This is a genomic window from Winogradskyella sp. SM1960 (assembly GCF_020179375.1).
In the GTDB taxonomy this organism is placed as follows: domain Bacteria; phylum Bacteroidota; class Bacteroidia; order Flavobacteriales; family Flavobacteriaceae; genus Winogradskyella; species Winogradskyella marina.
The window spans coordinates 201599-227003 of the sequence record NZ_JAICBG010000001.1; the positions used below are offsets into that span (position 1 = coordinate 201599).

19 protein-coding genes are annotated in these 25405 nt (G+C 32.3%); 4 read left to right on the top strand and 15 right to left on the bottom strand.

Going from position 1 to position 25405, the window contains the following annotated elements:
• Positions 1–99: 99 nt before the first annotated feature.
• The 6 genes from K1X16_RS00970 to K1X16_RS00995 all read right to left on the bottom strand — a co-directional run bounded on the left by K1X16_RS00970 (position 100) and on the right by K1X16_RS00995 (position 8422).
• Entirely contained in the window at positions 100–1278 is a 1179-nt protein-coding gene (locus tag K1X16_RS00970) for a hypothetical protein (RefSeq protein ID WP_225034704.1), read from the bottom strand.
• Positions 1279–1280: 2 nt separating this feature from the next.
• On the bottom strand, positions 1281–4640 hold the full coding sequence (locus K1X16_RS00975; RefSeq protein ID WP_225034705.1) for a hypothetical protein: 3360 nt from the start codon (positions 4638–4640) through the stop codon (positions 1281–1283).
• 6 nt (positions 4641–4646) lie between these two features.
• Positions 4647–6038 carry a hypothetical protein gene (locus K1X16_RS00980; protein WP_225034706.1) on the bottom strand — a complete coding sequence of 464 codons (1392 nt, stop codon included), beginning with the start codon at positions 6036–6038 and terminating at the stop codon, positions 4647–4649.
• A gap of 10 nt (positions 6039–6048) precedes the next feature.
• Positions 6049–6462 carry a hypothetical protein gene (locus tag K1X16_RS00985; protein ID WP_225034707.1) on the bottom strand — a complete coding sequence of 138 codons (414 nt, stop codon included), beginning with the start codon at positions 6460–6462 and terminating at the stop codon, positions 6049–6051.
• Positions 6462–7931: a hypothetical protein gene (locus K1X16_RS00990; protein ID WP_225034708.1), complete on the bottom strand. Its 1470-nt coding sequence runs from the start codon at positions 7929–7931 to the stop codon at positions 6462–6464. The genes K1X16_RS00985 and K1X16_RS00990 overlap by 1 nt, the downstream gene beginning before the upstream one ends.
• 197 nt (positions 7932–8128) lie before the next feature.
• The gene (locus tag K1X16_RS00995; protein WP_225034709.1) at positions 8129–8422 is read right to left on the bottom strand and encodes a TM2 domain-containing protein; all 294 of its coding nucleotides are present in this window, start codon (positions 8420–8422) and stop codon (positions 8129–8131) included.
• Positions 8423–10454: 2032 nt separating this feature from the next.
• On the opposite strand from K1X16_RS00995, the gene K1X16_RS01000 reads away from it, so the two are divergent.
• Positions 10455–11897 (top strand): SLC13 family permease, encoded by a 1443-nt coding sequence (locus K1X16_RS01000; protein ID WP_195870555.1) that lies wholly within the window; start codon positions 10455–10457, stop codon positions 11895–11897.
• Positions 11898–12196: 299 nt separating this feature from the next.
• On the opposite strand, the gene K1X16_RS01005 is transcribed toward K1X16_RS01000, so the two are convergent.
• From K1X16_RS01005 to K1X16_RS01015, 3 genes are read right to left on the bottom strand one after another with little or no spacing between them, the layout of a single operon-like run.
• Complete coding sequence (locus K1X16_RS01005) at positions 12197–12862, bottom strand: response regulator (protein WP_225034710.1); 666 nt, start codon at positions 12860–12862, stop codon at positions 12197–12199.
• 2 nt (positions 12863–12864) lie between these two features.
• The gene (locus tag K1X16_RS01010; RefSeq protein WP_225034711.1) at positions 12865–14502 is read right to left on the bottom strand and encodes a hypothetical protein; all 1638 of its coding nucleotides are present in this window, start codon (positions 14500–14502) and stop codon (positions 12865–12867) included.
• Between the two features lie 27 nt (positions 14503–14529).
• The gene (locus tag K1X16_RS01015) at positions 14530–14691 is read right to left on the bottom strand and encodes a hypothetical protein (protein ID WP_225034712.1); all 162 of its coding nucleotides are present in this window, start codon (positions 14689–14691) and stop codon (positions 14530–14532) included.
• 351 nt (positions 14692–15042) lie between these two features.
• Here K1X16_RS01015 and K1X16_RS01020 point away from each other — a divergent pair, with 351 nt between their 5' ends.
• Both K1X16_RS01020 and K1X16_RS01025 read left to right on the top strand, forming a co-directional pair.
• Complete coding sequence (locus tag K1X16_RS01020; RefSeq protein WP_225034713.1) at positions 15043–15717, top strand: hypothetical protein; 675 nt, start codon at positions 15043–15045, stop codon at positions 15715–15717.
• A gap of 477 nt (positions 15718–16194) precedes the next feature.
• Positions 16195–19443, top strand: coding sequence for a LamG-like jellyroll fold domain-containing protein (locus tag K1X16_RS01025; RefSeq protein WP_225034714.1), 3249 nt, complete (start codon positions 16195–16197; stop codon positions 19441–19443).
• Positions 19444–19688: 245 nt separating this feature from the next.
• Here K1X16_RS01025 and hisS read toward each other — a convergent pair whose 3' ends face one another.
• Positions 19689–21074, bottom strand: a complete 1386-nt coding sequence (hisS, locus tag K1X16_RS01030; protein WP_225035412.1) for a histidine--tRNA ligase — start codon at positions 21072–21074, stop codon at positions 19689–19691.
• A 241-nt stretch (positions 21075–21315) separates the two neighbouring features.
• Here hisS and K1X16_RS01035 point away from each other — a divergent pair, with 241 nt between their 5' ends.
• Entirely contained in the window at positions 21316–22557 is a 1242-nt protein-coding gene (locus K1X16_RS01035; protein ID WP_225034715.1) for an ABC transporter permease, read from the top strand.
• An 84-nt stretch (positions 22558–22641) separates the two neighbouring features.
• Here the strand turns inward: K1X16_RS01035 and K1X16_RS01040 are convergent, their stop codons facing one another.
• From K1X16_RS01040 to rpsF, 5 genes are all read right to left on the bottom strand, one after another.
• Positions 22642–23115, bottom strand: a complete 474-nt coding sequence (locus K1X16_RS01040; RefSeq protein WP_195870560.1) for a DUF6495 family protein — start codon at positions 23113–23115, stop codon at positions 22642–22644.
• 131 nt (positions 23116–23246) lie between these two features.
• Entirely contained in the window at positions 23247–24119 is an 873-nt protein-coding gene (locus tag K1X16_RS01045) for a glycerophosphodiester phosphodiesterase family protein (RefSeq protein WP_225034716.1), read from the bottom strand.
• 111 nt (positions 24120–24230) lie between these two features.
• The gene (gene rplI / locus K1X16_RS01050) at positions 24231–24692 is read right to left on the bottom strand and encodes a 50S ribosomal protein L9 (RefSeq protein ID WP_195870562.1); all 462 of its coding nucleotides are present in this window, start codon (positions 24690–24692) and stop codon (positions 24231–24233) included.
• 14 nt (positions 24693–24706) lie between these two features.
• Positions 24707–25006 carry a 30S ribosomal protein S18 gene (gene rpsR, locus K1X16_RS01055; protein WP_172837628.1) on the bottom strand — a complete coding sequence of 100 codons (300 nt, stop codon included), beginning with the start codon at positions 25004–25006 and terminating at the stop codon, positions 24707–24709.
• Entirely contained in the window at positions 25006–25356 is a 351-nt protein-coding gene (rpsF, locus tag K1X16_RS01060; protein ID WP_195870563.1) for a 30S ribosomal protein S6, read from the bottom strand. Before rpsF ends, rpsR begins: the two co-directional genes overlap by 1 nt.
• Positions 25357–25405 lie beyond the last annotated feature (49 nt).

A 25405-nucleotide genomic window follows, 5' to 3' on the forward strand; every position in this document is an offset into this window, starting at 1 on the left:
TATTTAAGTTTTTATAAAAAAGAATTAATTGAAAACATATAATAATGCCAACAATCACCATTATTATAATATCATGTTTACCTCCCATATCATTTATATTTATTGAAATTGTATTAAAGCTTTATCCGTCTCTTTAACCACCCATTCACCATTTACCAGCCGTGCTAATCCTTTGCGTTCTGTTTTAATATTTCTTTGAAATTCTTGGTTGCTATTAGCATTGTTACATACTCTATATAAGAAATCATCAGGTGAGTTTATGATTTGTCGCATCATAAAATCACTAACTAAAATGACTTCAAATTCTGCCGAAGTTTTAGTACTATCTATATAAGTAAATTTAAAAACCGTTTCTTGATCGAGTATCTCTTTAGTTGTGTTTACAAAGACCCTATTAGGACTTGGCTTACCAGCATAGAAACTGGTTAATACTGGTTCTGAAACTACTGTGTTCCAGACCCTAGTGTTATCTGCTTTATTTTCAAAAGAAGAAGAAGAAGAAGAAGAAGAATTAAAATTTTGATTTGGAGTAGACTTAACTTTACTTAAATCACTTTCCAATCCCTTAATTTTTTTTTGTAATTTATCTATTTTAGTATTAAGTTCAGGAATCTTAAAGCTTTTTTTGTTAATCTCGTTTCTTTTTTCTTCTATTGAAGCTTCTAGTTTCCTGATTTTTTTACCCTTATTTATAGATCTAACAATAAAAAACACTAAAAGAGCAAACAGAAAAACAATTGCTGCATTTGATAAAGTAAAAATTGATTCACCTCTCTTAGGAATAACCTCGCTCTTAGCAATTACATTTGAAATATTTTGAACATTTTCTTCAACCGTTGGATTAATATAACCTTCTATATCTGTACGTAATTTAGATAAAGGCTCTGAATCAATTAATTGTTCTTCTTTAACATCTTTCAGTATAGTCCCAATAGCAACAAACAATGTGTCTAAATCTTTTTCTTTTGTCTTGGTCTCGTTAATCTTGAAGGAAACCTTTTCAAAAGTCCTTTCAAACTCTTGTTTTAAATAAATCTCTAAAGAATCAAAAGGCAAAGGAGAATTAAAAGAACTTTCATTAAGTCGTTCTTTCAAATTTTCTAAATAATACGAACTATCCTCTCTGGTTAAAGAAACTGATTCTATATAGTTTTTAGTTACATTGGCATTTGTATGATCTACGATAGCAGACCATTTTTCATCAGAAATCGGATTGCTTTGACCGTGTAAAAAACTTAAGAATAAGCAACTAAAAATTAAAATAATTATATTTCTCATAACTAATCTTTAGTTACTAAGTTATAAGCTAGCTCACCCAGACTTCCAACCAATGGATAAAAGAAAAGCGTTTCTGCTATATCTTCTTCATCGTGGTTTTCTAACTCGATAATCTTATTATTTATACCCATTTTCATAGCATTTATCTTTTTATCTTCTAAAAATTGTTTGGTGAATTTTAATGTGCTATTGTCAATTCCAAAATAATCTTTAAATGAAATGTTATCGTTCAAGCGAAAAAATAACTCAAGAAAATCCTCATAATCCTTTACGGAATCACTTTCTAATGATTGAATATCTTTATAAGTCCATTTTTTAGACTCACTCATTAAAGTGTTATGATTAATCAACACTTCCTTAATTTCATTAATATTGACATTATTATTTTTATTAAAATAAATTGCGCCTTTACTTGCTATTTCTTTTGGGTTATCTTCTAGCAAAATTTCTATTGACAACTTTTCAGAAGCATCAGAAATATCTACGAAAACAAACTCAGCGATACGCTTTAAAGTATCTTTTGTTTTAGAAGCATCAATAATTGTTAATAATTTTGAAGCTGTACCTGAGAAAGAAATAGACACAGGTGTTTTTAGTTTTCTAGATTTAAAAATATTGGCTAAATGATAAATATGGGCCACATAGAATAGTAAAAAAATAATTTTCAACTCCTTATCTGCCTTTAAAGATTCTAAGAAACTGATAGGTAGTTTTTTCTCTCTAATTATAGGATTATTTTCTAAACTAAAAAGGACGTTGATAGCGTCATTAGACTTATTTTTAGATATAATATTGTTCATAACGGTTCCTAAATCCGCTAAATTATTATTCTTCAATTCGTCGTATAATTTGACTTTAAACCTTTTTACAAAACCATTGATATTAATATTTCGTTTATAATTATCTCCAAATATTGCATCACCTGCAAACTTATATGAGCTAAACAGTATTGGCTTCTCCCCTTCATATATAGCTATATCAGAAGTTCCACCTCCTATATCTATAGAGACCATTGGTTTTTCTAAAGCTGCTTTTCCTTTCTCATTAATGTAATAATAGAAAGGTGTTAAACTTTCACAAACCTTTGATATACTAACTTCACTTCCTAAATACCTTAAAATAATATCATTCCATTTACTTTCTAATTCATTTAGTTCATAAACCATCATACTAGCAGGATAAGACCATACAATTTTTGTTTGTTTTAAGTCCCCATTATTCAAAAGAATTTTATTTCGAATCAATTTTATTAATTGCTCGAAAAAGCTACGCATAACCTGACTACTGTTAGCGTTTTTATTCCATTTTAAATTAGTTTCAATTTCTGTATTTAAAGCAAAAGATTTTTTTTCATATTGAAATGGAATTGCAATATTGGACATTGAGAACATTGGCTGTGTAAAATTTGCCAGTTTATGATAAGCGATTACTGTTCTTTGAGGAAACTCATATACACTATCTTTTTTTATAATATTTGGAATTAAATCCACTTTACAAAACTTCAAAAAAGATTCATCAAACTCTTTATCGTTTATAAGGTGACCTATATGTTTACTTTCAGTATTTAACAATTCAAACGATTCTGATATACCATCATTTTTCGAGAACTCAACATGAGTATTTGTAGTTCCAAAATCAATTGCAACTGTAAATTGATTTAAACCACCAGTAACTTTAGATTCGAAATTGGGAATTAAGATGCCATTAGCAAAATCATGTTTAATTTGTAAATAATCAAAATCACTATTTACAACCAAACCAAACATGTCTATATTTTCTTCATCTTTAAAACGCCTTTGCGTTTCTTGCACAGAAGTTACCTTTTCATTGTAAGACTTGTAAAAGTCAATACTGTATTTATTTCCTTGAAATATTGGTAATGAGTCGGCATCATAAAAAGCAACATTGTATTCTGGCTCAACCGTGTTACCAAACTTATAAAAAGGTGTAATACCTAAGTTTATTCTATTTTCTACAATAGCCCCTTTATTTAATTCTTCACTAAAATCTGGTTTGTGAGCTTGTGAAACAGGATTGTAATAGGTTCTCTTAAATGTTATCTGCTTATTATTTTGAATAGGTAGTCTTAGGTAAACACGGACATGATTATTACTCAAAACCTCAACTTCGAACATCTTTTCTCCATTGATAATTCTATCTAAAAAGTCTAATGTAAAATACTCGAAAAACAAAGGTTTTAAAGGAATTAAGAAACCATGTTCATTATTCTCTTGGCCATTTATAAAATAATAATTATCTATTGGCAAATGTGTTTTAATCAATACTGGTTCAAGGAAGTCACTAGCGACTAAGTATGGATATTTAGCCCCATCAAATGGCAGTTTTCTTTCATGTATAGGTTCTTCAATATAACTAGGGGCTTTATTTGAACTTTCCCAGTTAGCAGAAACATAACGAAATCCTTCTGGAATTGTATCGTTAGGAAGAACTAGAAGAGGTTTAGATTTCTCAATGTTTTTAGGGGAATTAAGAATAAAATCACTTTTAGAAATCTCTCTCAAATTACCTTTACTTCTTTTTAGGTTTACATTTAAAACCTCAACGATTTCACCACCCCCATCAATATTCAAATCAAGTAACTTATCATACATTCCAATATTCTGACCAAGAATTTTACTTCTTAACTCATCTGACAGAAGAGGAAATATTTTTTGTAGATAATCATTAAAGTTTTTAAAATTTACAGTAAAATTGGGAATACTTTTACTTAATAAAAAAAGATATTCAATATAGGAAGCGTCTCGTTTGTGCAGTGAACAATACTCATCATCAAAAAATGTGTCACGCGCTGATGTGAAATCTTTAAGATGGAATTTATTTGCTGATGTGAAAAACAACGAAACTGGAGAGGTGCCACCGATAATGTTTAATGGATTGTGACCTAGCTTATAATTCAGTAAATAGATTTTATGCATCTTATCAAAATTATAAGCTGCACTATCTTGCTTCAAATAAAGACGTAAACTTTCACCCAATGCTCTATGACCTTCGTGCGAAGAATCTAACAAGTTGGACAAATCATGCTTTGGGTCCCAGCTAATAATCTCTATTTTATCTTGATATTTTTCAAAATCAAATAAAATTTGACCAATATCTAATGCATCTGAAACCATTTTATGATAAATGGTATCACCCTCTAAATCTCTATTAACAACCTCTTTAAAGGCAGTATTAACTAAGTCTATTCTAGCAAATGGACTTGGAATTGAAGTGATCTCTTTACTAGCATGCTCACCGTTTGGGTCCTTAATAGCAGCAATAGCTTTGTCATTAAGAGGCGTTGAATTATCCCATCCATAAACATCTGCGCCTTCATGAAATCTAAATACTTTAACACTCATAACTTTCTATTTTTCTTGAATTAACAAATTAGTGGTATTGTAAAAAATATCTATAAACCTATCCTCTATGGTCTTTCCCCTTTCATCATATTTAAGAGACTTATTTAAAAACTCAATGAATCGCTCATAATTTTTTACACCTTTCCAATTAGAACGCTTTAAGGGAATACCATTAATAGCGTTAAATATCTCACTATTAGTTAACTCTAATGTAAAAGGGGAAAAACCTCTTTCATTTGAAGACATTTGCACCAACCAAGTCCAAAAACCTTTATTAAATCGTTTTAATTCTTGATAAAACTCAGTATTTAAAAAATTAGAATTCAAACCTAATTCTGCTGAGAATCTTTGATCAAATGTTTTAGAAAATTTATTCTCTAAATACAAGTTAAATAAGTAGTACTGCGATAAAGGCTTAAATAATATATTTTTTGTATTTCCGTCTAAATCTGGAAAACTAATATTCTTTGAGTTTTTATTTATACCAAACTCTCTTACTTCATTTTGATCTGTCACAGATTCATTTGCAAAATCCAGAATAGCCATTGCTGAAGCTAGTTCAATAAAATGGGCATCATTTTTTTGAGACGTACTACCTTCATTATTTTCATAATCCCTATTAATATCATCGCCGATATAATACATTCTATTGACATCATTATTTACACCATGTTCATAATAATGTAACGCCGCCTTGGTCTTAGAAATAAATGTAGACTTTTCAATTTCACTATTCTCATCTTTTCTTACCCCAAAATAAGGCAAAACGGAAATAGCACCGATATTTGAGTTTTTAAGCAATTGATGATTATCCAGTTCTGAAGAAGCCTCTCTTAAGTTTTTTAATAGAAGTGGAAAGCCAGAAGCTCCAGTTCCTCCAAAAATTGAAGACACAATAAATATTCGATCATTTTGCGAAAAACTTGAGGCAAATGTTTTAAAGTCATCTGAATGTTGAAATTGATTCAATACAACACTTCCCATATTAGGATTTCCTTTAAAACCGACATCCATTGTAGCTTCTAGGTTTTTTCCACTAAAGAGCATCGATGTCATCGCTTGATTAGTTCTATCCATGGAAGCTAATTCAATATAATCCTTAAATTTTTTATCAGAATTCAATATTTTAATTCTGAAATTAGGCGTTTGCGATTCTATTTCTGTTTTAAAAAATTGATTAGAAGTATTACTATCAAATGACAGCGATTTTCTTATTTTCTGATAAGACCTTAAGATATTTGTAGTAAGACTCACATCACCATTAGCAGCATCAGGATCAATAATAATAGGTATTATTTTTTCTGAGTTACATTTTACTCCAGATGCTAGTAAATAAGTTAGAGACTTTAGAACTCGTGAACCAGTACCTCCAATTGCAAAAATATATAGTTTAGACATAATTAGATTTTTAAAAAGGGATATGAGATGAATTTGAACTTTTCCATTTCAAAAGCGACGACCATATCAAGAAAAATAGTGCAGTAAATGAAAAGTTTATTAAAGAGAAATAGATTAAATCTTGTGAATACTCTGGCACTGGTGACGAAATTGACAAATAATCATCAATAATAGTATTACTAGCTATCATATAAGCTGAAATTGCGCTTACTATAGAAACAACCAATAAAAACAACGACCATATAGTCAATTTTGCTGTTTTGGGTCTATCAATCACGTAATAATAAAGAATCACAAACAATAGACTCATAATTCCAGTAATTGTAAACACCCAAATAGCAAAGTCTAACCTCAATAAATCCTTATAAAATGGTTCAGAATTTATTTTAAAAATATCATATAATAATTTTATACTTTGTCCCATTATTTTCTTTGTTTATTTTTATATATTATCATTCCAATTATGAACAAGATTAGTAAAAAGATAAACCAGCTAACGATGGTTCCTAACCCAGTACTAGCTTTCTCTTGATTAACTTTTAATGTAATTTGAAAGTATTGATTACTTTTTCCTGACTTTTTTTGAGCTTCAGTTATCCCTTCTACAATATGCTTAAAACCAAAAGTTTGAGATTGCTTTAATACATTCGTTTCAACATCTCTATCATCTTCACCTTCTTTAATAGAAACATTATCTATCCATTTTGGAATATTTTTGTCTAATGTTATCTCAATATTTCCATTATAAGTATTAGGTAAAGACAATAACAAAACGTGTGTACTATTTTCAGTACGTGACATATCACCTGGATTGATATTTTTTAAAGTACCATCCTTTAACCGTATTTGATTATCTTCTATTTTTCCAACATCTACTATCTTAGCCTTGTTAGTATTTAATGTGTAATTTTCAAGATCAATTAAATAGTCTTCAGAAATAGGTATATCATCAAGATTAATAGAAACAGCTAGTTCAACACTTGAACCTTGATTCAACGCATTTTCTATCGTTACCGTTTTGCCCTTTGATGAGTTTAAAGCAAACTGTCCTTTATTTAAAGTAAAAGGAAGTGCTGAAAACTCTCTAATTTGTATTTCCGAAGGGATGATCTGATAATTATTTTTAAGATTATATCTTTTTAATTTGGGACTAACTTCCTTTGTATATTTACCTACATTATCCTCATTCCCGATAATAAAAATATAATAGGGTCTTTTTTTAATACTCTCACGCTCAGTATTATCAACGTCATAATATGTTCCCTTAAATGTACTTTCAAAATGTAAGATACTAGTAGCTATAGCTTCAGAACTAGGTATATTTTGAAATGCGCTAGCTATATTCATTCTTAATTGATCTAAGCCTGTCTCTACATCTGTACTTTTAGGTGAATAAATAAAATCTGCGATAAACACTATTATTTCACCTTTCTTCCAATCAAGTAAGATTTTTTTAAATAATTCATCAAAATCACTAGTTCCTCTTCCTTTTTTATAAAGTCGCCCTAAAGTCTCTTCGTCAATGTTATCTAAATTATCTTTAATACTTACTGACCTGTTTGATGTGTTATTTATAAGAAAAAGGTCTGTATTATCTTCGCTGTAGTTTGTTTTAGAGTTTATGATTAGTTCATTTACAGCATTTCTAAAATCTGTATTTAACACCTTTTTTTCTGGTAGATAGCCATACATGCTTAAAGTATTTTCTAAATAGATTTTCACTTTAGCTATATAGTTTTTTTTATCATTTGTTTTTGGGACAACATTTAAAGTATCAACTTCAGAAACGATATTCTTCTCTTTTTTATCAATTACAGAACTAGAATCTTCGGTTGAACGTCGTTCACAAGAAAAAATGGCTACTAAAAATATGAGTATATATAATTTATTCATAAGGCTTGTAATAAGCAATTAGTTAGGTGCTCAAACTTAAATCCATTAATAATTAAATCCTTACGGAAAACCGTAATACACCTAAATAAAAAAAACAATTATCTCTAATTGCCTTTTTTAGTCAAACACTACATGTAGAATGTCAATAGTTAAAATATATCTACTTTTCATAATTTTTTTCAAACAAAAAAAAGTGTTTAGCTATTTTTAGAAGCATTAATCATTGCCATATTATTAGCATGCATTTCTTCTTTTTCATTTTTTTCAATTTCAGAAATCTGACTACTAATGATCATATTATGATTACTTATCTTAGTTGGAATATGGAATAAATCTATAAAGCACCAAATACCAATTCCGCCCAATGTGAACCAGTACAGAAATTGTAATCCCCATTTCCCTAAATAGGCATAATGACACCCTAAAAAGAACCAACATAAATAAGCAGTTCCTGATGATTTGATTTGTGATTGTAAATAATGTTTATTCATGTCTTTTAGTTTTAATGACAAACATAAATCCATTCAAAATCAATTCCTTACGGAATGCCGTAATTCACAAAAAGAAAACAAAAACCCCTTACAGATAAACCATACGAGATAAAAATTAAATAAACCAACCCAATAGAAAACAAAAGCTCAAAAAGGAAGCAACAATGAGCAACAGACAAACGTAAATCACTAAATCTAGAATTAGAAATAAGCATATCACAAAGAACTTAAAACACCCCTAAAGTCCCCTCAAGGGGACATCCATACTATTCAACATTTAATTTTCACTTCAAATACATAGAAAAAACAAACACCTCGCCCAGAAACCAAAAGCCCAAAAAAAAGCAACACCCACATTCCGACAACGTCGGAACCAACGATTTTCAGAAATAATGAGCAACAATCAAACTTAACCTACTATATCTAGGATTGGACATAATAATAAAATAAAGAACTCTATATATTAAAGCAGTAGCGAATGGTACGCAGTAATTTCCTAATAAATCGTTTTGATCTTTTGGTTCGTTTTGCATCAAGGCAAAATGAACGTAAAAAAACAGACGTCTGTAGGTAACTTCCTAACAATTCGTTTTGTCCCGATAACTATAGGGATTGCTTGATTTATCCTGAGCGTAGTCGAAGGGTTTTGCATCAAGACAAATGCGACAGCATTCATGACTTCCTATAAAAACAAATAGAAACGACAGGAACTAAAATGAACGATAATTTTTATATTGCAGTAAACAGAGCTTTTGCCGAGGCAACAACACTCACAAATTAATTACCCCCCCTAAGGTCCCCTCTAGGGGACAATCCTACCATTGAAAACCCCATATCCACATCAACCTACTAGGTAAAAACGAACAACCCCCCAGAAACCAAAAGCCCACAAAACAGCAACACCCACATTCCGACAATGTCGGAACCAACGATTTTCAGAAATAATGAGCAACAAATAAAATTAAATTACCAAATCTAGGATTGGAAATAAGAGTAAAATAAAGAACTTAAAACATCAATGCAGTAGCGAATGGTACGCAGTAATTTCCTTATAAATCGTTTTGACTTTTTGGTTCGTTTTGTGTCAAGACAAAATGAACGTTAATTTTATATACAACAGTACTCACTGATTAATAAACACCCCTAAGAGCTACGCTCGCTACTTTCAAAACAAAATGCATTTTGTTTCTCAGCAATCCTCAAGGGGACACCCCAAGAATTCAACATTTCGTTCCCACAGCAACCAAAGAGAAAACACGAATACACCCCCAGAAACCAAAAGCCAACAAAAAAGCAACACCCACATTCCGACAACGTCGGAACCAACGATTTTCAGAAATAATGAGCAATAATCAAACTTAACCTACTAAATCTAGGATTGGAAATAAGAGTAAAATAAAGTACTCTATATATTAAAGCAGTAGCGAATGGTACGCAGTAATTTCCTAACAAATCGTTTTGACTTTTTGGCTTGGTTTATCCTGAGCGTAGACGAAGGGTTTTGTGTCAAGACAAATGCGATAGCATTCATGACTTCCTATAAAAAACAAATAGAAACGACAGGAACTAAAATGAACATAAAAAAAACAGACGTCTGTAGCTAACTTCATAACAATTCGTTTTGTCCCGATAACTATAGGGATTGCTTGATTTATCCTGAGCGTAGTCGAAGGGTTTTACATCAAGGCAAATGCGACAGCATTCACAACTTCCAATAAAAACAAATAGAAACAACAAGAACTAAAATGAACGTAAAAAAAAAAAAAAAAACCAACAGCATCCCCATATCATAACCATATCATCCCCGTGTCATCCCCGTGTCATAAGCGTGTTCGCTATAGTTTTTTCCTACAACCAAAACAACACAAAACCAATTCACCAAAAAACGACCACTACATTTTTTTCAGAACCTTCAACAAAAAACAAAAATATTTACAATACCTTTCCACAAAGAAATCACAAGTAAAGAATCTCTGTAATAGCATAAGCCCGAACCCTTAAGTAACGACAAACAATACCCTTTCGGATTACAATGAAATCAACAAAACAAAAAATCGGCATCGTATTAGGACCATTATTATTTATCCTAATTAAACTTTACGTACATCCTGAAGGTCTAAACGACTCCGCAAACGCTATATTAGCCTCAACAGCATGGATTGCCGTATGGTGGATTACCGAAGCCATACCAATTCCTGTGACAGCCTTATTACCGATTGTTATATTTCCACTATCTGGAGGCATCTCTATTGCCGAAACAACAGCAGCTTACGGTCATAAATACATTTTCTTATTTCTCGGTGGCTTTATACTAGCCATTGCCATTGAAAAATGGAACCTTCACAAACGGATTGCCCTTAACATCATTAAGGTGGTTGGCACCAACGTCAGCCGAATAATCTTAGGGTTTATGGTTGCGACAGCCTTATTATCCATGTGGATTTCAAACACCGCTACCGCAGTAATGATTTTACCCGTAGGAATCGCCATTGTATTACAACTTCAAGATAATCCAGCCACCAAAAAGAACGAAAATTTAATATTCGGAAAGGCCTTAATGCTAGCTATTGCCTACAGTGCGTCTATTGGTGGAATTGCAACCCTAATTGGCACACCACCAAACCTTATATTGGCTGGAGTCGTAGAAAGCACCTATAACACCGAAATAACATTCGCACAATGGTTTATGTTTGGTTTCCCTATTAGTATTGTTTTATTAGTAATATGCTGGATTTACCTCACCCGTTTTGCTTTTAAATTTGAACAGAAAGAGTTTCCTGGAGGCATCAAAGAAATCGATAATCAACTCAAAGCTTTAGGGAAGATATCTTATGAAGAAAAAGCAGTCTTAATCATATTTTTAATAGCAGCAATAGCATGGATTAGCCGATCCTTCGTACTAACAAAATGGGTACCAGCCATAGACGATACTATAATTGCCATTATAGCATCATTAATTTTGTTTTTAATTCCGAATCGCAACAATAATCAAGCACTATTAACTTGGTCCGATGCTGTAAAATTACCTTGGGGCATCCTATTATTGTTTGGAGGAGGCATGGCATTAGCAAGCGGATTTGAAACTACCGGATTGGCAGCATGGCTAGGAAATCAGCTAACATCCCTAATCGGAATATCCATTATTGTATTGCTATTTGTACTGATAGCTGCAGTTAACTTCTTAACCGAAATAACATCCAATACTGCCACAACAGCGATGCTTTTACCAGTATTAGTCGCTTTAGCAGCCGTACTAAATATTCATCCGTATATTTTATTGGTGAGTGCAACCTTAGCTGCGTCCTGTGCTTTTATGATGCCTGTGGCTACACCTCCTAATGCAGTAGTTTTCGGTTCGGGTTATTTAAAAATTGAGGATATGGTAAAGAAAGGCATTTGGATGAATGTCATTTCAATAGTCCTAGTTACCTTCATTGTCTATTATATTTTACCCTTAATTTGGAACCTACAATAGAAAACTAATCAGCACTATAGCCTGTAATTAAACACCTATCTACTGATAGGCAAGCAGTCGAAACTTGATAATTACCACTGTAATGTCAGGTTGAGCGCAGTCGAAACCTATTATATTAATCAGTACTATAATATCAAATGGAGAGCCTATCTGCCAACAAGCAAGCAATTAAACCCTAATTCAACAAAAAAGAGGCAACCTTATCAAAGTCACCTCTTATCACCAGACACACTATATATAGTATCCCCTACAATATTATAATTAAGTTTAGACTGGCTTTTTTTATGTCTTAAGCAATTCTAAATCAAACCTAAATCCTTAGAAATAGCCACAAGATGAATAGCATTATTAGCCTTAAACTGCACTCGAAGTTTATTTAATCGCTTTTCAATAGTACTCAAACTACTTGGCATAATACCTTGTGACTTTAAGCTACTACTAATCTCATCTTGAGAACGGCCTTGCGATAACATTTTTAATAAGGTAACATCATAGTCATCAATTTCTAACTGAGACTTTGGCTGTAATGCTTTTTTGACTTGTGGAGACACATAAGTTAAACCTTTAGAAACAGATTGTATGGCATCTGCTAATTCCATAGAACCGTTACGATCCTTACAAACGTAGGCATTAACCTTATGCGTTTTAACCAAACTACGTATTTTCTGAAGTTGATCTTTCATAGAATATACGATAATCGGCAAATCAGGAAACTCTGCTCTAATCATGGCTATAAGCGATTCGCCTGTCTCTAAGTGAGTGGTTCTATGATCTTTCTTAAAAGACAAGTCTGTAATTAACAAATCAAAATTAGTATTTTCTAAATCTGCTTTTTTAAGTTTCAAATACGCTTCATCACAATATTGAGAAGGCGTTATAGTCGCTACATGTAACCCCTTTAGTACTGTAGCAATACTCGCGAGAATAGCATCATGGTCGTCATTAATTAATACATTTTTAAACATTACTAAACAGTGATTTTAGATTTAAACCCTTGGTTTGGTTCCGATTCAAAAGTAATAGTTCCATTAATAGCTTCAATACGGTTTTCCGTATTCTGAAGTCCAGAACCCTTTTTTAACACAGTTCCTATACCATTATCACTATAACTTACATGAATTTTTTTATGCGTTTTATTAAATACAATAACAACAATAGACGCCTCGCTATGCTTTCGCATATTAATTAACAATTCTTGCAACACCTTATATAGCGTTGTTTTTCTGAGTTCTGAAACACTATCCCAAGTCATATTAGAAAGTCCTTTAACAATGATGTTGGTTTTCGCATCATTAAAACTTTCAAGCAATTCTTCTACATTAAAAATAAATGGGCGATCACTGTTAATAACATCGTGCTCTTTTGAAATATCTCTTGTTTTATGATACAACGAATGTAGTTCTGTTTTTAAATCTTCACCTATATGATCCTGATGTTCTAACTTGGTCATCACATGAAATAAATCATTCGCCACCTCATCATGAATACGTGTAGAAATGCGATGTTCGGTTTCATAAACTTCTAACAGGGTTTCTTTTTTATGTTTAAATCGCTGATAAATATGAATAAATACAATCACAAGAACTATAAATACAAACACAATGACAATACGCTCTTTTAGCTTCTTTGCATCTTGTAATTCGGCTTCTTTTTTAGACACATCGTACCGAATCATCGCGTATTTGTTTGTCGCCTCTTGTTCTACCTTTTGCAAACTATCATTCAAGCGTTTAAATGACCGAGCATAATCATCATCACTTATCGCTGTGAGTAAACCAAGCGCTCGGTTTTTATAAGACGCAGAACCTAAGTTTTCAGCAAAATCTAATGCTTTTAAAGCATACTGTTTGGATTGCAACGTATCACCTATACTATTAAAATGTTCTGCCAAATGAGCATGACTAATAAATAGTTTCGAACTGTCTTGCTTTAGTTCCCTCAACGCTAAGGACTTCTTAAGCAGCGGTAACCCTGTAGAATCATTTTTAAGAAGTATTCCTAAATTATCCAAAATCATGGCATGGGTCAGCGTATCTTTTATTCGTGGTATTAAATGAAATGCTTTTAATAATTCCGTTTTAGCACTAATTGTATCCTTATAGTTTTTATGTACAATTGAGATGTTATTATAAACAATAGCACTATCTGCAGTGGTTTTTGCCATTTTCAAGGTCTCATTGTAAAGTTCAAGAGCTTTCTCTTTATTCCGCTCTTCATTATAAAGGATTCCCAATAAATTATAGAAACTCTTCCGTGTGCCTAATACAAAAGGAGTAGGCTCTATACCATCTATAATCTTAAGACCTTTAACAGCAGAGTCTTCACTGCTATCATAAGCACCTTGCTTAAGTTTGATACTTGCCAAATAATACAAATAATAAATAGTTTCATTTGTATTGTCTGTAGCTACAGCCTTTTTATAATGTATTTTAAAAAAGTCCTCAGCTTTAAATAAGTCTTCGGCATTCTGTGGTTGTAACACTAAATTAGAATAATGCGAAATGCTATCATGATATGTTTGTCCAAAAGCCTTCTTTTGCGATACCAATAGAAATAAGCCGATATAAAACCAAAAAAAGAGGAACGAAGTAGATATTAATTTCATTCCTCTAAAATACTAAGATTTTAATTCTTATCCTCCAGTATCAGTTGGTGGAATCGGTGGCGGAGGAATTTCTCCACTTTCACCACAACACGCCACTGGTGTTACGGGTTCTTCAATACTTTCTGGATTACATGATATAAATACAACACCTGTAAAAAACGTGATAACTAAAAGAAACTTTTTTTTCATTTTACTTGGATTAAAAATTGAACAATAGTGTGGCCGTCCGAGATATTCTCAGAAACTTTAGAGCAAGGCAACACTGCTAAAAATGTGAGGACATATCCTCTTAAAAGGAAGTATGAAGAAGCGACGTAAAAGGTTGAACCTTCCTTTAACGCAAAATCTATTTACGTCAATTCATTCAGTATAAAAATCAATGCTTTTATGTCATATGACACCTTAAGGTCTTGATTCTAGAACAAATTAATAACGATTGATTTTTAATCGATGGAAACAAATTGGAAAAGTTCTGGAAAAGAAATTCCATAATAATTCCATGTCATTTTAGTAGCTTTACATACCACATAATACAGGCTTATGCATAGAAAATTACTTAAAGAAGCTTTTAATAAAGCTAAAGAAGATACTGGATCGGAAAAGTTAACTCACTTAGCAACACATTTGTCCGATTTTATAGTTGAAGACAGTAAAACACCTTATGGTGAACGGGTTTTACGCGATAATTACAATAAGATTCTTAATAATACAGAAGATAAAATTTACTTAAGAGCTCATGCCGCAGAGGCTTTAAGTCACTACTTAGGGTTTACGAGTTACGCTAATTATATTAAAATCAATTCTTATGAAGCCCCCAGTTCAGATATACATTCTTTAACATTCTTTGAAAAACATAAGATTACATTGTTTGTCACTTTTATAGTAATTATTGGAGTCTTTATATTTCACTCAGCAACTAAGCAAAGATGGATGGTGTGGAAAGGCAATCATTATATTGAAGTCGATTTTGACACTGAAAAATATAACCTTAATCAATTGAAAATATACAAAGAAGAACGAATTAAATTCTTTACTAAAGTAAAACCGTCATGCGATTATACCTTTTTTACACCCAAAGGCGAGGCATTATTATGGTATGGAAAAAATGAGAATAAAAATTTAGAATTTTTTACAACATTAGGTTTACATCCTGAAACAGGTAAAACCCTAAAACCAATAACAAAATATATGATTGAGAAGTATATTTGTAATTAACTTTTTGTTTATAACATAACGTATTGTCACAATTTAATTCGAATTTACTTTACAGTAAAGTTTCCAAGATTACATCCATTCGTTATAAAGAAATCACTTGGTATAAACATATTATCCAAATTTATCCTCAAATTAAGGTAGCCAATATTTAGAGCTTAAACTTATATATCAAAATTTCATTTTACGACTTTAATTTTTATGCTCATGACAAAAATCCATAAGACAACTGGAATATCGCAACTTACAAGTTATAGGTAACAAACTCCATTGGCAAGACAAATTCCTCAGATATTCACATCCTAAAAAACTAAAATTCTGTAATTATTCTTAGATTAAAACAATAATATATCACAATATCAGAAACCTGACAACTTTAACAAAAATAGCATTTCATCCGATTTTTTTGCGCTTTATGGATGTTTATTCAAAATTTATTCTATATTAGCGCCATAATTATTTCATTCAACCCCAAATCTGATGAAAAAAATTACGCTGGTCTTTTATCTTTTATGTATCGTTCTTACGTCTAGTTATGCGCAGCAGATAGATATTGTAGAAGCTACGAAAAGTGGCCTATTAAATTGGTCGCTTTTAGACAATTACAACCATAACAGCGCTTTTATAAGTAATAACGGCTATATAAGTATGTATCATCCCGTTAATACAAACAGTCCTATGGCATATAGACCTCATAACGATATTCTAACCATAAGCTCAGTAGATCACGATACTACAGACAACAATAATTTCACCACAAACACACCCTCCATATTATGGGGAAATAACGGTGCTCAGTTAAATACAATAGCGTCACCTGTTACGATTAACTTAAGTGCTGACATTAATTCAGATATCACAACACCTGTTTCATATACTGCTCTTCAACGCATTTGGAAATTTGTTCAGCTTAGTGAAGAGTCACCAACATTACGGCTTTCAATCCCACAAGAAGCCATTAATAACACCGCCACTAATGGTGACTATTATATGCTTATATCTGATTCAGACAACTTCGATTCTAATCTCGAATTCAAAACTCTAAGGTTAAACGACGATAATAATTTAGAAACAGAATTCAATGTTTTAGATACAATCTATATCACATTTGTTTTTTCGCCTGTTATAACTGCTGAACGCTCTATTTATTTCAACGGTTCTAACAGTTATATTGATATGCAAAATACTTTAGATTTAAATCCAGATGGTTTTACAATCTCTGCTTGGATAAAACACAACGCAGACAATTCAAATAACGCTTCTATACTTTCTAAACGAGATATTGCATTTACTAAAGGTTACGACTTAACGCTTACAAATACCAATACTATTAACATTAATTGGAAAAATGATAACAGTCAATCGCTCACCTCCTACACTAGTATTCCTGCGAATCAATGGCATCATATTGCTGTTACATACAACGGCTCTGTCGTATCAATTTACATTGATGGTGTTTTAGATAATACTTCCGAAGCTACAGCTCCTATTGCCACAGATGCATCATTTTTTATCGCAGCTGCAGGAAAAAACACACCAGTACAACATTTTAAAGGCCATATAGATGAAGTTCGTATTTGGAACACCTTCTTAACCGAAGACCAATTGCGTTTTATAATGAATCAAGAAATTGCTAATGATTCAGGACAAGTAATCGGGAAAGAGTTACCGATTTCACTGACTAAAAACGAAATTAACACAATACCTTGGTCAGATTTAGCAGCGTACTATCCGATGACCAATTTCACCTATAAAAGCACCATTGATGCTTCTGGAAAGAATAATAATGGACTTCTGAAACAAATACTTACGCTCGACGAAGAAACAGCTCCAATACCATACAAATCAAAACAAAATGGTGACTGGGATAATAATACAACATGGTCTTTTGGTAATTTACAATACATACCCGGTTCAACATCTATTGTAGACTCGAATAAAACTATAGATTGGAATATTGTAAGAACAGCGCACAATGTCACCCTAGATAATTCGCTTCTACCAGCACAAAAAGACAACAACAGAACTATTCTTGGCTTATATGTTGATGATAATGAGTTAAAACTTACTGGTGAAACCACATCCAATTCTGGAAACGGCCTAACCATAACACATTATTTAGGTCTTACTGGAAAAATAGATTTAGATGGAGAATCCCAATTGATTCAAACCTTAGATAGTGATTTAGACGTCATTTCTAACGGAAAAATTGAACGCGATCAACAAGGAACAGCAGATACCTATACGTATAATTACTGGTCGTCACCTGTAAAACGTATAAATTCAGAATCCAATAATTTTAGAATTATGGATGTTCTAAAAGATGGCACTAATCCTAATGAGCCAACAGAGATAAACTTTTCATCTTCCGGTTATAATGGAGCTGCGACCCAACCTATTAAAATTGCAGATTATTGGATTTGGAAATACAGTACCATAGCAAGTAATAATTATGCTGCGTGGCAACATATTAGACGAACAGGTACTATTTTACCTGGCGAAGGTTTTACGATGAAAGGCCCTGGAACTGGTTCTGTGTCAACACCTCAAAATTATGTATTCTCTGGTCAACCTAATAATGGAGATATCAACCTTCCATTACTTGCCAATAGCGATTATTTAGTTGGAAATCCTTATCCATCAGCAATAGATGCTTTACAGTTTATTAAAGATAATGGTCCAGATGTTGCCACTAATACAGCACCATTAATTAGCGGAACATTGTATTTCTGGAATCATTGGGGAGGAGGTTCTCATACGTCACAAGATTATGAAGGTGGTTATGCCTCTTACAATTTTTCTGGAGCTGTAGCGGCTGCATATAAAGGCAATAATTTTACAAGTTTAGATACAGACGGTGAGCCTACAAAAAAACCAAAACGTTACATTCCTGTTGGTCAAGCCTTTTTTGTTAATGGACATAATGCAGGCACCATTAATTTTAATAACGGTCAACGCGTGTTTAAAAAAGAAGGAGACCCTTCCGTTTTTATGCGAAGTGCGAATAACACAACAAGCAACAATAATACTGCTACCGAAACTGAAGATACAAGAATGAAATTCAGAATTGGTTTTAATTCTGTAAATACTATTCGTCGTCAATTACTATTAACTATAGACGAGCATACTACCACCGGAATTGATTGGGCTTATGATGGCGAAATTAATGAGGAACAAATAGATGATATGTTCTGGCTTATTAATGATGAGGCCTATATAATTCAGGCTAGTAATGAGGCTGAAACATCGTCTAGTTATCCAATAGGTATCAAAACGAATACTAATGGTATAAATACGATAATGATTGATGCTTTAGAGAATGTTCCTAGTGACATGAATGTCTATTTACATGATAATGCACTAGGCATTTATCACAACTTAAGAACAGGCAATTACGATGTTTACTTAACTGAAGGTGACTACCTCAACCGTTTTGCAATTACATTCGGTATACAGGAAGACTTAAGTATAGAAGATCAAACTGCAAAGTCAATAGATGTTCTCTATTCTAATACCATCGACAAAATTATGATTGTCAATCCGCACCAAATCAAAATAAACGCAATGAATGTGTATAACATGTTAGGACAATCTGTAACCACGTTTAGTTCAATTGAACAACAAAATTATTCAGAATACGACATAAAGAATTTAAGTACCGGAACCTATATTGTTAAATTACAAACAGATACAGAATTACTGGTAACGAAAAAAATATTAGTTGATTAGATTAATTGTTTTTAGTTAGTGATTAGAAAGTCTCAGTTGGTAAAAGCTGAGGCTTTCTTTATTGGTTCAAACAAAAGAAAACCGGTTATAAAGAGATAAAGTTATTGGTAGCACTTAGGATATGATAAAATTACTTTTAAACATTAAATAATCTTTAAAATATTAACTTTCTTATGTTTTGCGTAAAGCCTAACTAATCAATAACAAAATAACTTAATTCCTTAGCAATTCATTACTGCAATAAATTAATTCTTCAAAACGTCCAAAAGCGCATCAAAATCTAACTTTTGCTGTTCACCTGAAGCCATATTTTTTAATGTGAATACTTCAGACTTTAATTCTTCTTCACCCATAATTACAACAAACGGAATATGACGTCGGTTCGCATAATTCATTTGTTTTTTCATCTGCTTACCTGAAACAGCTGCATCTGGAAATAACTCTGCCTTCACATTGGCACGTCTTAATTTAGTTACAGCACCTAAACTAAATAGGGCTTCTTCCTCTCCAAAATTAATAAAGAGTACTTTAGTAGAATCTGCTATGGTTGATGGAAACAAATCCAGTTCCTCTAACACCAAATAGATGCGATCTAAACCAAAACTAATACCAACTCCACTCATATCTTTAAGTCCGAAAATTCCAGTAAGATCATCGTAACGACCTCCTCCGCCAATGGAACCCATTTTTACACCTTCTGGTGCAGAGACTTCAAAAATGGCTCCTGTATAATAATTTAAGCCTCTTGCTAACGTCACATCTAATTGAAGTGTTGCGGTTTTTAGTTTTAAGTTAGAAATAGCCGTATTAATAAATTCGAGTTCTTCAATACCTTTTAATCCAATTTCTGATGTACTTAAAATAGATTTTAAACTCTCTATTTGATTGCCGAAATCTCCTTTTAGAGTAAATAAAGGTTGAAGCTTAGAAATCCCATCTTCAGAAATGCCTTTACCTCGCATTTCTTCTTTGACCTTCTCCTCACCTATTTTATCTAACTTATCTAAGGCCACAGTAAAGTCGATGAGCTTATCTTGTGCTCCAATAACTTCGGCAATACCTGATAATATTTTACGATTATTGATTTTAATGGTAACACCTTCTAATTGTAATGCTGAAAACACCGCATCATACAATTGCACGAATTCTACTTCTTGAAACAAGGATTTAGAACCTACGACATCAGCATCACATTGAAAAAACTCTCTAAAACGCCCTTTCTGCGGACGGTCTGCACGCCAAACAGGTTGAATTTGATAACGTTTAAACGGAAATTCAATATCATTTTGGTGTTGCACCACGTAACGCGCAAAAGGCACTGTGAGATCATAGCGAAGTGCTTTTTCTGAGATTTTAGGTGTCATTACACTTTCAGATTTTGCATTATAATCATCATCTGAAATTTTCTTCAAAAACTCTCCACTATTCAAAATCTTAAAAATCAAGCGATCTCCTTCATCTCCATATTTTCCCATTAAAGTATCTGAGTTTTCAAAGCTTGGTGTTTCAATAGGTTGAAATCCAAAAATTTGAAACTGTTCCTTTATCGTTTCCATAATATAAGAACGCTTTGCAACTTCGGTTGCGTTAAAATCTCTTGTACCTTTTGGGATGCTTGGTTTTTGTGCCATATTATTTCCTACGAAAGTAGGAATCTCTTTAAATGAAACTTTATTTTTTTGCTCTGTCATTTCGAGCGTAGCCGAGAAATCTCATTATTTATATCAGATACACCTCAACTTCACTTACTATTGCATCACAAAAATATTATAATTTTTAGAGGTCTTACTAAGATAATTCAATTTTATAGTAACTTTATGCTGTTTAAGTCGTCATATACATTAAACAACCCAACTAACGCAGATAAAATCTATGTTTTCATTAGCTAAAGAGAATATCAGAATTGCTTTCGATTCTATACGAAGTCAACTATTACGAACCATTCTAACGGTTTTAATAATTGCAATTGGTATTATGGCTTTAGTTGGCATATTGAGTGGTGTTTCTGCATTAGAAAATACAATTTCTAGCAATTTCTCTTCTATGGGATCTAACACCTTTAATTTTCAGCGTTATGAATTTACAGCGCAACGCCAAAGTAGTAGAGAACGTCAGAAAATAAATCCTGTTATTAATTATAGAGATGTAAAGGATTTTGAAGACAGCTATAATTTTCCGTTTACTAAAGTGGCTGTTTCTTTTTATGGGACATCTACTGCGGAAGTAAAATATGAAAACAAAAAAACAGATCCGGAAGTTGCTGTACTTGGTGCCAACGAATATTTTATTGAGAATTCAGGTTTAGAAATTGAATTCGGACGATCCTTAAATGTGTTTGATGTTGAGAATAGTAATACGGTTTGTGTTATTGGTAGCGATTTGCAAAAGGCCTTATTTCCTGTTGAAAACCCTGTTGGCAAAACCATAAGCATTAGAGGCTCTAAGTTTAAGGTTATCGGTGTGTTGAAAGAAAAAGGGTCTACGTTTGGGAATAATCAAGATTTAAGGGTGATTTTACCCATTCAGAAAGCGCGATCTATATTTACTAACGCTAATATTAATTATAGTTTAAGTGTAAAAGTAGATAAGAGCGATATGTTAGAAGCTGCTCAAGATGATGCGATTCTTACGTTTCGAAATATTAGAGGTCTCAATCCTATTGAAAAGAACGATTTTGGAATTGAGCGTAGTGACGATTTACTGAATCAGGTAGCACAACAGACAGCAGCGCTTTATGTCGCTGCTTGGATTATTAGTATCATCACTATTTTTGGATCTACTATTGCTTTAATGAATATTATGTTGGTTTCCGTTAGCGAACGCACCAGAGAAATTGGGGTTAGAAAAGCACTTGGTGCCAAAAGCAAAACCATCGCCTTTCAGTTTTTTATGGAAACCATAATTATTGGTCAACTTGGTGGCATTTTAGGAATTATCCTAGGAATTTTAATAGGTTTAGCGGTAGCCAATGGATTTGAACTGGACTTTTCTACTCCTTGGGTAGCAATGATTTGGGCTACAAGTATAGCGTTTATTGTGGCTGTCGTTTCCGGATTGTATCCTGCAACAAAAGCAGCTAAGTTAGATCCTATTGAGAGTTTGCGTTATGAGTAATAACATTACTGCGACGGAAGAATCTATTAGTAAACCCAAAAGTTAATAGTCTCTTGAACTTCTAACTTCGTTCTTCCCACTTTTTCACCCCTTAATCAAGTCAGCAAAATAATTAAACAACTCACCTTTGGTAATATTCGCACCAGTCTGAATCATTTTGAATATATCCATATGTTTATCTTCCGAATACTCTTTTTTCGCGTTAAAAAACTCAATAGCATCAGATAAGAGGTTATTTCTCAACCATTCAAAGCCTTCTTTTGTTGTAAAATCGACTTCTGGTACATCTATTTTTATCGCTATTAAACGCATGCTTTTTTCATTGCATTCAAAAAGATGAATTTGCTGAGGTGAAATATGTTCTAGATACTTTACTTTACTTAAAACACCAAACCAAACTAAATCACTAAACACGTCTAATTCCTGTTCAGCAGCTTCTGGTTTGTTCTTTTTAATATCTTCCCACTCATCACCTGTAATTGATTGTGTGGCTAAAAAGTTGATGAATTCTTGGTGTAATTCTTCAAATTGTTCTTTTGTTAATCTTGTGTATTTCATTTATGCTGAATTTATTTCAGTATCTCATTAAATGACATTCCGAACGTGATGCGGAATCTATTTAATTTATAATCTTTTTCAAAAGCATTTCGACTGCGCTCAATGTGACAGATAAAAACACTTCAATTTTTCTAATTATTTATAGCCTTAAAAGCTTCAAAAGGTCTATCCGTTGCTATAATGTCTGCGCCATTTTCTTTCCACTGAACATATAATTCATCACCTCTAGCTTCTGCGCTTTTATCTAAGTTCCCCAATGTGCCAAGCATGCAAACAATGTTATTATCGTGCAATGTTTTATAAAGTGATGCTTCTGATAATCGTGTTCCTGTAAAAGCTAACATGTTTTTTGTTGGAATTCCTGCATCCAATAAACGGTCGAATTCATCATTATTTCTAGCAGGAACAGATATTAATAATTCTGGTGCTAGTTGATATGCCGTTTTAGCTTCTTTAACATCATAGGTGATGATGACACTAACATCTTCAGCTTTTGCTTTCCTTATGGCTTCAATAACAACGTCGTGGCTTACCGATTTTTTAATATCCACGGTTATGATAACATTATTCTGTACGCTCCAGTTTAAAACTTCAGAAAATAATGGAATTTTAAACGTGGTTACATTGCCATAATCATCCTTTAAATTAAACTTTTTCAATTCGTTATAGGTTAACTCATTAACTTTCCCACTTCCTGTAGTTGTTCTGTCTATAGAATTATCGTGTAACAAAACTAATTGACCATCTTTGGTTTGTGCGACATCAATTTCATAAACCGCAACAATACTATCGTTAACGTATTTTAAGGTTTCTAAACTATTTTCAGGATAATTTACTAATCCTTTTCCACCACGATGTACACTTATATTTGGGTAATCTGAATTAGAGGCTTTAAAAAGCGAAACCAATTTAGAGGGCTGTACTTCGGAAACGTTATCGGTTGTCGGTGTATTTTTACAACAAATAAATGCACAAAATGTAAGTAGGTATAAAAAATGTTTCATCTTAAAACAATAATTGAGACTATTTTGGTTAAAATAACAGTAGGTCTGGATAAAAAAATAAAAAAAACCGCTTAGTAAACTAAACGGTTTTTTAAAGTTGTAATTAAAAGATTATGCGTCAGCAATAACTTCGAAAGTTAAATCTACAGTTACTGATCTGTGCAATCTAATTGCAGCTTCGTACTGACCTAAACGCTTAATGTTACCACCATTGATAGAAATAAATTTCTTTTCAACATCGTGACCTGCGTCTTTAAGTGCAGCAGCTAAATCTATAGTGGTTATAGAACCAAATAATTTATCTCCAGCAGTAGCACCAGTTCCAGCTTTAGCTGTAATTTTAATATCTAAACCATTTAAAGCTTCAGCAGTTTTTTCAGCATCAGCAATAATTGTTTTCTCTTTGTAAGCTCTTTGCTTTAAAGTTTCTGCTAATACTTTTTTAGCAGAAGAAGTTGCCATTATAGCTTGTCCTTGAGGAATTAAAAAGTTTCTACCATAACCGTTCTTAACAGATACAATATCGTCTTTAAATCCTAAATTATCAACGTCTTGTTTTAATATAAGTTCCATTGTGTTATGATATTTTATTTTAATAAATCAGCAACGTATGGCATAAGCGCTAAATGTCTAGCTCTTTTTACGGCCACAGATACTTTTCTTTGATACTTTAAAGACGTTCCTGTTAAACGTCTTGGAAGTAATTTACCTTGTTCGTTTACAAATCCTAATAACCAGTCTGCATCTTTATAATCTACATACTTGATTCCAGATTTTTTGAAACGACAATATTTTTTAGTCTTAGACGTCTCGATATTTAATGGAGTTAAATATCTAATTTCACCGTCTTTTTTTCCTTTTGCTTGTTGTTCTATAGATGACATAATTACGCTTTTGCTTTTGCTTTAACTTTCAGTTTTTCTCTTCTTCTCTCAGCCCATGAAATAGCGTGTTTGTCTAATTTCACAGTTAAGTAACGCATAAAACGCTCATCACGTCTAAATTCCACCTCTAAAGGTTCAATTACTTCACCAGCAACAGTGTACTCAAATAAATGGTAAAAACCACTTTTTTTGTTTTGGATTGGATAGGCTAATTTTTTTAGTCCCCAATCTTCTTTTGATACCATCTTAGCTCCTTTAGAAACGAGGAAATCCTCATATTTCTTTACTGTCTCCTTTATCTGATCGTCAGATAAAACGGGATTTAAGATGAAAACAGTTTCATAATGATTCATAATAATTAATTTTGTTTATTGTTAAAACGGGTGCAAAAATACATATAAT